The organism is Puia sp., from assembly GCF_036500295.1.
In the GTDB taxonomy this organism is placed as follows: Bacteria; Bacteroidota; Bacteroidia; order Chitinophagales; family Chitinophagaceae; genus Puia.
Genome location: NZ_DASYCH010000122.1, coordinates 1 through 10418 on the forward strand (window position 1 = coordinate 1; position 10418 = coordinate 10418).

Annotated in this window: 5 protein-coding genes; 3 read left to right on the forward strand and 2 right to left on the reverse strand. The window is 54.5% G+C overall.

What is annotated here, in order from left to right:
- From thrA to thrC, 3 genes are all read left to right on the forward strand, one after another.
- The coding region (gene thrA / locus VGM48_RS22540) for a bifunctional aspartate kinase/homoserine dehydrogenase I (protein ID WP_331582751.1) at positions 1-2121 on the forward strand (2121 nt) is incomplete at its 5' end.
- 21 nt (positions 2122-2142) lie between these two features.
- Positions 2143-3135, forward strand: coding sequence for a homoserine kinase (locus VGM48_RS22545; RefSeq protein ID WP_331582753.1), 993 nt, complete (start codon positions 2143-2145; stop codon positions 3133-3135).
- Positions 3136-3252: 117 nt separating this feature from the next.
- Positions 3253-4554: a threonine synthase gene (gene thrC, locus VGM48_RS22550; RefSeq protein WP_331582755.1), complete on the forward strand. Its 1302-nt coding sequence runs from the start codon at positions 3253-3255 to the stop codon at positions 4552-4554.
- A 10-nt stretch (positions 4555-4564) separates the two neighbouring features.
- On the opposite strand, the gene VGM48_RS22555 is transcribed toward thrC, so the two are convergent.
- Both VGM48_RS22555 and rpoB read right to left on the reverse strand, forming a co-directional pair.
- Positions 4565-7648 carry a T9SS type A sorting domain-containing protein gene (locus VGM48_RS22555; RefSeq protein WP_331582757.1) on the reverse strand — a complete coding sequence of 1028 codons (3084 nt, stop codon included), beginning with the start codon at positions 7646-7648 and terminating at the stop codon, positions 4565-4567.
- Positions 7649-7810: 162 nt separating this feature from the next.
- The coding region (gene rpoB, locus VGM48_RS22560) for a DNA-directed RNA polymerase subunit beta (RefSeq protein WP_331582759.1) at positions 7811-10418 on the reverse strand (2608 nt) is incomplete at its 5' end.

Below are 10418 nucleotides of genomic sequence, written 5' to 3' on the forward strand. Positions count from 1 at the left end.
CTGGGCGAACTTTCCCCCCGCACACAGGATAAGATCGTCAGCTATGGAGAACTGCTGTCCTCCATTATCGTATCCGCCCGCTTCGACTCGCTCGACATCCCCAACCAATGGAAGGATTCCCGCGAACTGATCCATACCGACTCCCGCTTCGGACACGCATCCGTCGATTTCCCCCGGACCAACGAACAGATCCGGCATTTCATCGACTCCTCCGGCAATAACCTTTTTATCCTGCCCGGCTTTATCGCCTCCGATAGCCATGGCAGGACCACAACCCTCGGAAGAGGCGGTTCCGATTATACCGCCGCTATCCTCGCCGCAGCGACCGACGCCCATAGCCTCGAGATCTGGACCGATGTCTCCGGTATGATGACCGCCGATCCCCGCCTCGTATCCAACGTTAAGCTGATCCCCCATATCTCCTACCAGGAAGCAATGGAATTATCCCATTTCGGGGCCAAGGTGATTTATCCACCCACGATCCAACCCGTCATGAGCAAGGGCATTCCCGTATGGATCAAGAATACTTTCTCGCCCGCCGACCCCGGCACGGTCATCGAATTTGCTTCCACCCGCAACGGAGGCAGTATCCGCGGCATCTCCAGCATCAGCAGGATCGCCCTGCTCAGCCTGGAAGGCAGCGGAATGGTTGGCACCCCCGGTTTCTCGAAAAGATTGTTCGAGGCGCTCTCCAACCATTCCATCAACGTGATCCTCATCACCCAGGGCTCCTCCGAACATTCGATCTGCGTCGGCATCGACGAGACAAATGTATCCGCCGCCAAATCCGCCGTGGACAAGGCCTTTAGCTTCGAGATCAGCACAAAAAAAGTAGAGCCCCTCATCATCGAGACCGACCTTTCGATCATCGCCCTCGTCGGCGACCACATGAAAAGCCACCCCGGCGTCAGCGGCAAGATGTTTGGCGCCCTGGGACGCAACGGTATCAACGTCCGGGCCATCGCACAAGGCTCTTCCGAACGGAATATCTCCGCCGTCGTAGCAGCCGCGGACGTAAAAAAGGCAATCAACGTCCTCCACGAAGAATTCTTCGAGACAACCTATAAACAATTAAACCTCTTCATCACCGGCACAGGCAATGTAGGCCGGCGCCTCCTGGACCAACTCCGGCAACAGGTGACTTACCTGCAGGAACAACTCCGGATCCAGGTCCGGGTCATCGGACTCGCCAATAGCCGGAAGATGATCTTTGACGACGATGGCATCGACCTGTCCGCATGGAAAGAAAAACTCGACCAGGGACTCCCGATGAACCTCGACCAATGGGTCCTCGGCATTACCTCCCGCAACCTCCGCAACGCCGTCTTCGCCGACGTAACGGCCAACGGCGACGTCGCCTCCCGCTACGACGCCCTCCTCCAAAAAAGCATTTCCGTCGTGGCTTGCAATAAGATCGCCTGCTCCTCGCCCTACGGTATTTACCGCAAACTAAAGGACCTCGCAAGAGAATACAACGCCCGCTTCCTCTTCGAGACGAACGTAGGCGCCGGCCTCCCCGTCATCGGCACGCTCAACGACTTGCTGCGCAGCGGCGATAAAGTAAGCCGCATAGAAGCCGTACTCAGCGGTACACTGAATTTTGTCTTTAATCATTACACGGGCGATCGCCCCTTCGCCGATGTCGTCAGGCAGGCACAGGCCGAAGGATATACCGAACCGGATCCCCGCCTCGACCTCAGCGGAACGGACGTGATGCGCAAGATCATGATCCTCGCCCGCGAAGCCGGCGAAAAAATGGAGATGGAAGACATCGACAATAACAGCTTTATGCCCCCCTCCTGCATGGAAGGCAGCGTAGATGATTTCTATACGGCAATGGGAAAGGAAGAAGAACATTTCCGACGACTCTACCAGGCCGCCTCCGCCAATGGGAAAAAACTGAAGTTCGTTGCCCGCTACGATAAAGGCAAAGCCTCCGTCGGCCTTCAGCATATCGACCCCCAACAAGACCTCTATCACCTCTATGGAAAAGATAACGTGGTATTATTCTTCACGGACCGCTATTCCGAACAGCCGCTGGTGATCAAAGGAGCCGGCGCCGGCGCAGAAGTAACGGCCTCCGGCGTTTTCGCCGATATCTTACGTATTATTAATTCTTAACAACAAGCAGGCATCTTAAACATGAACCAGGTAACAGTACAAGCACCCGCCACCGTCGCTAACCTCGTTTGCGGCTTCGATATCCTGGGGTTGGCACTCGACGAACCCTACGATATCATGGAATTGCGGCTGCTCGATGAACCCCGGGTGATCATCACCAGCAAGGACGGCTTCGCCCTCCCCTCCGACCCGGCATTGAATACCGCCGGCGCCCCCCTCCTTGCCATGCTCGAAGAGCTCGCATTAACGGCAACATCCGATCGGGCCGGCGCCCTCCTCCAGCCCCCCGGTCGGACCGGCGCCCTCCCCCTGCCCCCCGGTCGCATCGGCTTCGAAGTAAGTATCAGTAAACAGATAAAACCCGGCAGCGGCATCGGCTCCAGCGCCGCCAGCGCAGCAGGCGCGGTCGTAGCAGCCAACCACCTTCTCGGAAATATCTGGGCCAAAGAAGACCTCGTCCGCTTCGCAATGTTCGGCGAAAAAGTAGCCTCAGGCGTAAAACACGCCGACAACGTCGCACCCGGCATCTACGGCGGCATCACCCTGATCCGGTCCATCTTTCCACTCGATATTATAACGATCCCCGCGCCAACCCTCCACGTCACCGTGGTCCACCCCCAGATCGAAGTACGCACGGCCGACGCACGACAGATCCTTCGCAAACAAGTCCTGCTGAAAGACGCGATCCGTCAATGGGGAAATATCGCCGGACTGGTGGCAGGCTTTATAAAACAGGATTATGACCTGATCGGCCGCTCCCTCGAAGACGTGATCATCGAACCCGTCCGCAGCATGCTGATCCCCGGCTTCGACGAGGTCAAACAACAATGTAAGGCGGCAGGCGCCCTCGGCGGCGGTATCTCCGGCTCCGGTCCTTCCATTTTCATGCTGAGCAGGGACGCGGCTATCGCCCGCAACGTAGAAAAAGTCATGCAGGATATCTACAACCGGATCGGCCTCGATTATCATACCTACGTAACAACCGTTAACCAACAGGGAGTAAAAATTATCTAAGGAACAGGCAATCTTGTCTGAAACACAGGCAATTATTATCTGAAACAAAGGCAAATTCTTATCGGAAACAAAGGCAAATTACTATCTGAAACACAGGCAAATTTTTATCTAATACACATGCAGTACTATAGCTTAAATAACCCTTCCGCACGCGTCAGCTTTAAAGAAGCTACGATCCGCGGCCAGGCGCCGGACAAGGGCCTCTATTTCCCCGAAAGGATCCCCGCCCTCCCCGACGAGATCATAACAAACCCCGCCGGCTTTTCCCGCGAAGAGCTTGCCTTCCGGGTCATTCAACCCTACGTAGGAAATACCCTGCCCGAAGAAGTACTGCGCCGCATCGTCGCGGAAACGATCCGGTTCGACTTCCCCCTGGTGCCGCTGACCGATACGATCAGCAGCCTCGAACTATTCCACGGACCTACCCTCGCCTTCAAAGACGTAGGAGCCCGGTTCATGAGCCGCTGCCTGGGCCATTTTGTCCGCGGCAACGATCAGCCCGTTACAGTACTGGTCGCCACCTCGGGCGATACCGGCGGCGCCGTGGCCAGCGGATTTTATGATGTAGAGGGCATACAGGTGGTGATCCTCTACCCTTCCGGCAAGGTCAGCAGCGTCCAGGAACTGCAACTGACCACCCTCGGAAAAAATATTACCGCACTCGAAGTCGACGGCAGCTTCGACGACTGCCAGCAGATGGTAAAAGAAGCCTTCGCCGATCCCGCCCTGAACAAACAGCGCTTCCTGACCTCGGCAAATTCTATAAACGTCGCCCGCTGGCTTCCTCAGCAATTCTATTATTTCTTCGCGTGGCAGCAATGGAACGACAAAACAAACCCGCCCGTCATCAGCGTCCCCAGCGGCAACTTCGGCAATATCTGCGCCGGGCTGATGGCCCACTCTTCAGGACTCCCCGTAAAACATTTCATCGCAGCCTGTAATGCCAACAGTATCGTAACGGATTACCTGCAAACCGGCGATTACAAGACCCGCACCGCCATCCCCACCCTCTCCAACGCCATGGACGTAGGCAACCCCAGCAACTTCGTCCGTATCCTGGAGATCTTCCAAAAAGAACTGCCCGCCCTCAAAAAAGTATTGTCCAGCGTCAGCATCACCGACGAAGAAACCCGCCGGACCATCAGGGATCTCTATACCCTCCATCAGTATCTGCCCGACCCCCACGGCGCCGTCGGTTACCTCGCCCTCGAGAGATACCTCTCCGCACACCCGGGACAAAAAGGATTTTTCCTCGAGACGGCCCACCCCGTAAAATTCTATGACACGGTCGAACCGATCCTTAACGAAAAGATCCCGTTGCCGCCCGCTGTCGCAGCCCTCCTCGACAAACCAAAACACAGCAAAAAATTATCAGCCCGTTACAGCGAGTTAAAGGAATTCCTGCTCTCCTTAATGTGATAATGTGCGCTTACTTTCGGAATTGCCCGGTAAATCGTTGTCCGTCCTTGCCGACCAATTGAAGGATATAGATCCCCCTGGCCAGCGAACCGATGTCGATGGACTGCGACTGGTCAGCGATCTCCCTGGCCTCAACAAGCTTGCCGGTCATATCCAGGACCCGCAGGCTCAGCGTAGAAGTAGTACTGCCGCTATTGATCCGTATAAAAAGGCTGTTGGCGGAGACAGACAGGTACTGTACCAGCTTTTTCGCGGGCGCCCGCTGTAAGCTGATGATCACCGAATAGGTTTCTTTTCCATCAAGATCCGTCTGCAGGAGACGATATAAGGCGACCCTCTTTCCAAGGTCGACAAAGGAATCGGTAAAGGAATAGCCGGCAGTGGCATGAAAAGACGTCGAAGAAGAGGGCGTAAAACCGATCCTTGTAAAGCCTGCATTGTCCCCATAGCTCCTCTCAACGGTAAAGCCCTTATTGTTATATTCATTCGCCACCGTCCAGTCGAGATGATTGTTCGCTGCGCCCTCCACCCCTGTAAAGGAAGTAAAGTCCAGCGGTAAGGGATCCGCCGCAATGGAGGTCGTGAATAACCCCCGCCCATGGGTAGCCGCTACCAACTGGTTATCCGATATCCTGTACTTCAACTGGCGGGCACTGACATTTCCCATAACGGCGGAATTTTCCGTCCACACCGTGCTGGTCCCACTGCTGACCGGGGTGGACCATACCCCCATCTCCGTCGCCAGCAGGATCCCGCCATTGGGACCACCGGTATTGACATTGTCCGTGCCGGGGACGATCATGGCGCTGTACACAGGCATATCCGGCAGATTGACCCCATTATTGTCCAGCGAAGTCCAGGTAGCCCCGTGATTCGTGGATTCCCATACGCTGGCTGCTCCATAATTGGAGACCGCAACGACCAGGTGATTGGCATCCCCCTGCTCCACATCGATACTGCTGATATAGGCCCCGGCCCCCGGAACAAGAGTTCCCGTACCCATCTGGGTGACGACCGGACTCCCGGTAGACGCACCGGTAACCAGGAAAAGCAAAGGCGCCTGGGCGGCAACGGCATCATCCGCCGTTGAAACGGCAACCCAAACATTATCGGCCGTATTCGGATCTACTTTGACAGCGGAAACCTGCAACTGTGGAGCGGCAGTCAGCGTTATATTTGTCCCGGATGGCACCCCGCTGACGATATTATCGATCCGTTTGAGCTTCATGTCCGTGCTGCCGCAGTAAAGATGCTTTAACGAATTATCATAGTCCGCCGGGTTGAGGAACCTCCCGTCTGTTGAATTGAAAACCGTGGGGAAATTACCTCCACTATTGCGCGAGATAAAATAGGTCGAATAGACATAACTGGTGATCTGATTAACAGGGTTCGATTGATCGATAAAACAAGTGACGCCATCCCCGCCGCTCGCACTGGTGACCGAATTGATCCCCGGACTGGTAAAAATATGCGAACCATTATCCTGCGCAGCACCCAGCATGTAATTGGAACCGCTCGCAGGATGCAGGGCAGCGCCATAATACTGGGTCACATTCAGACCCGCATCCTTGGAGACAAAACTGTTACCGCCATCCGTCGTATAAAAAAGCCCCCCGTCACAACCCACGATAAAGGAAGTGGAAGAACCAGGCAGAAAAGTAATATTGTGGATGTCCGCATGCACATACGGCAAGGTGGAACAACCCGGCGCCCACTGGGTAAGTTGAGACCAGCCCGTACCGCTATTGGCCGTCTTCATAATATCGACCCCTCCCGCATAAGCAAGGGCGTCATTACCCGGATTGACGGCCAACGCCTGGGCATACCAGGCCTGCCCATTGGAAAAATCCGTTCCACTTGCCACCCCCTGGCTACACCAGGAAGTTGTATTATTGATATTCACCCAGGTAGCTCCCCCGTCATCCGTACGCCGGATACCACCGATCCCATTTCCCGCTCCCTGCAAAAAGGCATATACCCGGTTGTTGGTCAAGAGAGAAGTGGCTAATGTTATCCGTTGCCATATATTGCCAGCGCCGGCAGGTGGAGTGATATCCACCCATGTCCCCGCATTCCCTGCCGTAGGACCGGCAGGCGACATCAGGATCTTCCCGTAGGCGGTATCTGCGCCGGTAGCGGTGCGAATGGTATTAATGACAGACGTATAAATATCGCCGCCAGTGGAAACAGCGATGTCATACCCATAGAAATCGTGCACCGTGGCACAACTTCCTCCCCTGCTCGTTACCCTTGTCCAGCTACCCCCGCCGTTGGTGGATTTCAGTATCCCGCCTGTGTTGCAAAAGTCAGATCCATCGATGCCGGACGCATAGACATCTCCGTTTGGAGAAACAGCTACCTTTTGTACATAGTGGAAATCGGATTGGTTAGCCCCACCCTTCGTAGTGGAAGACAGCAGACTCCAGCTTGTTCCCCCATCCGTACTCTTGTATATACCCAAACCTCTGATCGCATCGACATTAAAAAAACCTTCGCCGGTGCCCGCATATAGAATATTGTGATTACTGGGATCCTGGGCCAGGGTTGTGATGGCCAGGTTGGCCAGGACCGTACTGTTCTGGGTCCACGAAGGCGTGGCAGCCGTAAAATTGGTCGTACGCCATAACCCCCCGCTGACGCTGCCGGCAATGACCGTATTTCCACTCGCATCCGAAAGATCGACAAGGATCGCCCTGCACCGGCCCCCGATATTATTGGGCCCCCTTTCCGTCCAGATAAGCCCGCCCGAACCGCCCAACGGCGTCGCACTGCCGGGGCCGCCATCCGTAACACTATGCCGGCCGCCGGAGCCGCCCGGACCACTGCTCCTTGGAAGAGCAGGATGCCTTCTCATAAACTCCCTGTATTGCAACAGCCGCTCCGTTGGGACATATCCCAGTTGCGGATCCTTGGTCATCAGCACTTCCTGCTTCAGTACCTCCTTCGCACCATCTTCCTCTTCCTCCTCCTCAAATGGATTTTCCCGCCTTTCCTTGCCCTCAAACAGGGAGGCCATCCTCGCCCCGGGCCGGAACACAAAGATCAAACCGGCGACAATCACGATCAGGGGTAACAGAAAGTAAATTTTCTTCATAAGCCAGGGGTCTGCTAACAAATAGAGATACTAACAAATATAAAATACTCTATGCATACCTGCAACAAAAAAGCCATCCCGGATTACCAGGATGGCTTGTGTATTATTCATCAGTTAGCGGAGCCAGGTTGATGTTGCGGCCGGTCTCCGGCCAGCCAATCATTAATCAAACTTCAGGTCCAGACCCAATCCCCTCAATTCATGCACAAGCACGTTGAAGGATTCAGGAATCCCCGCCCTCGGAATATTATCCCCCTTCACGATCGCCTCATAGGTCTTCGCACGACCGATAATATCATCGGACTTGAGGGTCAACAATTCCTGCAGGATATTCGATGCGCCATACGCCTCCAATGCCCACACTTCCATTTCCCCAAAACGCTGACCACCAAACTGGGCCTTACCGCCCAATGGCTGCTGCGTGATAAGACTGTACGGTCCGATACTCCGGGCGTGCATCTTATCATCAACCATATGGTGTAATTTAATGATATAAATGATACCAACCGTCGCTTTTTGGTCAAATCTTTCCCCAGTCTCCCCATCATACAGGTAGGTATGACCAAAACTCGGCAAACCGGCTTTCTCAATATGACCGGCAATCTCCTCTACGGTGGCTCCGTCGAAGATCGGCGTGGCGAATCTCACCCCCAGCTTTTCCCCGGCCCAGCCCAATACCGTCTCATAGATCTGCCCCAGGTTCATACGGGAAGGTACCCCCAGCGGGTTCAATACCACATCCACCGGCGTTCCGTCCTGCAAGAACGGCATGTCCTCCGAACGTACGATCTTGGCTACGATACCCTTATTACCGTGACGACCGGCCATCTTATCCCCTACCTTCAGCTTACGCTTTACGGCAAGGTATACCTTTGCAAGCTTCAAGACACCCGCAGGCAATTCATCCCCGATCGAGATATTGAACTTCTCTCTCTTATAACGGCCCAACTCCTCGTTGTACTTGATACTGTAGTTATGCAGCAGAATGTTGATCAGCTCATCGGTCTTGGCATCCCCCGTCCAACCCAGCGGGTTGACATTCAGGTAGTCGATCCCGGCCAGGTTCTTAGCCGTAAACTTCGCTCCCTTTCCAATCTGCACTTCGCTGAAATTGTTGTTCACCCCGGCAGAAACATGATTGGCCAGCAATACCTGCAGCTTGCTCAACAACACATCCATCAGGTCCGATGTATTCTTCTCGTGTACCTTTTCGATCTTCTCCAAAGCCGCCTTCTCGCGAACCTTGGCATTCTTGTCCTTCTTGGCTCGCTGGAACAGCTTCTTGCTGATCACAACGCCTTCCGTACCACTGGGGGCCTTCAGCGAAGCATCCTTGGCATCACCAGCCTTGTCCCCGAAGATCGCACGAAGCAGCTTCTCTTCCGGCGTAGGATCACTTTCCCCTTTCGGAGTGATCTTGCCGATCAGGATATCGCCTTCCTTGATCTGGGCGCCGACACGGATGATACCGTTCTCGTCCAGGTCCTTGGTCGCTTCTTCCGAAACGTTTGGAATATCCGGGGTCAGCTCTTCTTCACCCAATTTGGTATCGCGGACTTCCAGCTCATACTCGGAAATATGCACCGAGGTGAACAGGTCTTCTTTTACTACTTTCTCGCTGATCACGATGGCATCCTCGAAATTGTAACCCTTCCAGGGCATGAAGGCAACCTTCAAATTGCGCCCCAGGGCCAGCTCACCATCCTGAACGGCATATCCTTCCGTAAGGAAATCACCCTCTTTTACCTTCTGGCCTTTCTTTACGGCAGGCTTCAGGTTGATACAGGTTTCCTGGTTGGTCTTGATAAACTTCGTCAGCCTGTATATCTTCAGATCCTCTTCAAAGGAGACCAGTTTCTGCGCATCATTCCGGTCATAACGGACATGGATCTCGTTCGCATCCACAAACTCCACGATCCCTTCTCCTTCAGAGTGGATCTGGATCCGGGCATCACGGGCAGCCTTCGCCTCCAGACCGGTACCGACGATCGGCATCTCCGGACGGATCAGCGGCACCGCCTGACGCTGCATGTTCGATCCCATCAACGCACGATTGGCATCATCATGCTCCAGGAAGGGGATCAGCGATGCGCTGAGACCCACGATCTGGTTGGGCGCGACGTCCATATATTCCACCTCATTCTTATCGAGGATGGGGAAGTCACCCGTCTGCCGGCTGACGATCTTGTCTTCGACAAAGTTTCCTTTTTCATCCATGGCGATATTCGCCTGGGCGATCTTGGCAATATCTTCCTCTTCCGCGCTGAGATAAGTGAGCTTCTTCAACTCTACCTTACCATCCACCACCTTGCGATAGGGCGTTTCGATAAAGCCCATCTCGTTGATCTTGGCATGGACGCAAAGCGTGGAGATCAAACCGATATTCGGACCTTCGGGGGTCTCGATCGTACAAAGACGGCCATAGTGGGAGTAGTGTACGTCACGAACTTCAAAACCCGCACGCTCACGACTCAAACCGCCTGGTCCGAGCGCGGAGATACGACGCTTGTGCGTGATCTCACTCAGAGGGTTGGTCTGGTCAAGGAACTGCGACAACTGCGATGTACCAAAGAAGGAGTTGATCACCGAAGACAACGTCCTGGCGTTGATCAGGTCCACAGGGGTGAACACCTCATTGTCACGCACGTTCATACGTTCACGGATCGTCCGGGCCATACGGGCCAGACCGACACCGAATTGAGCATATAACTGCTCCCCTACCGTACGCACCCGGCGATTGCTCAGGTGATCGATATCATCAATATCAGCC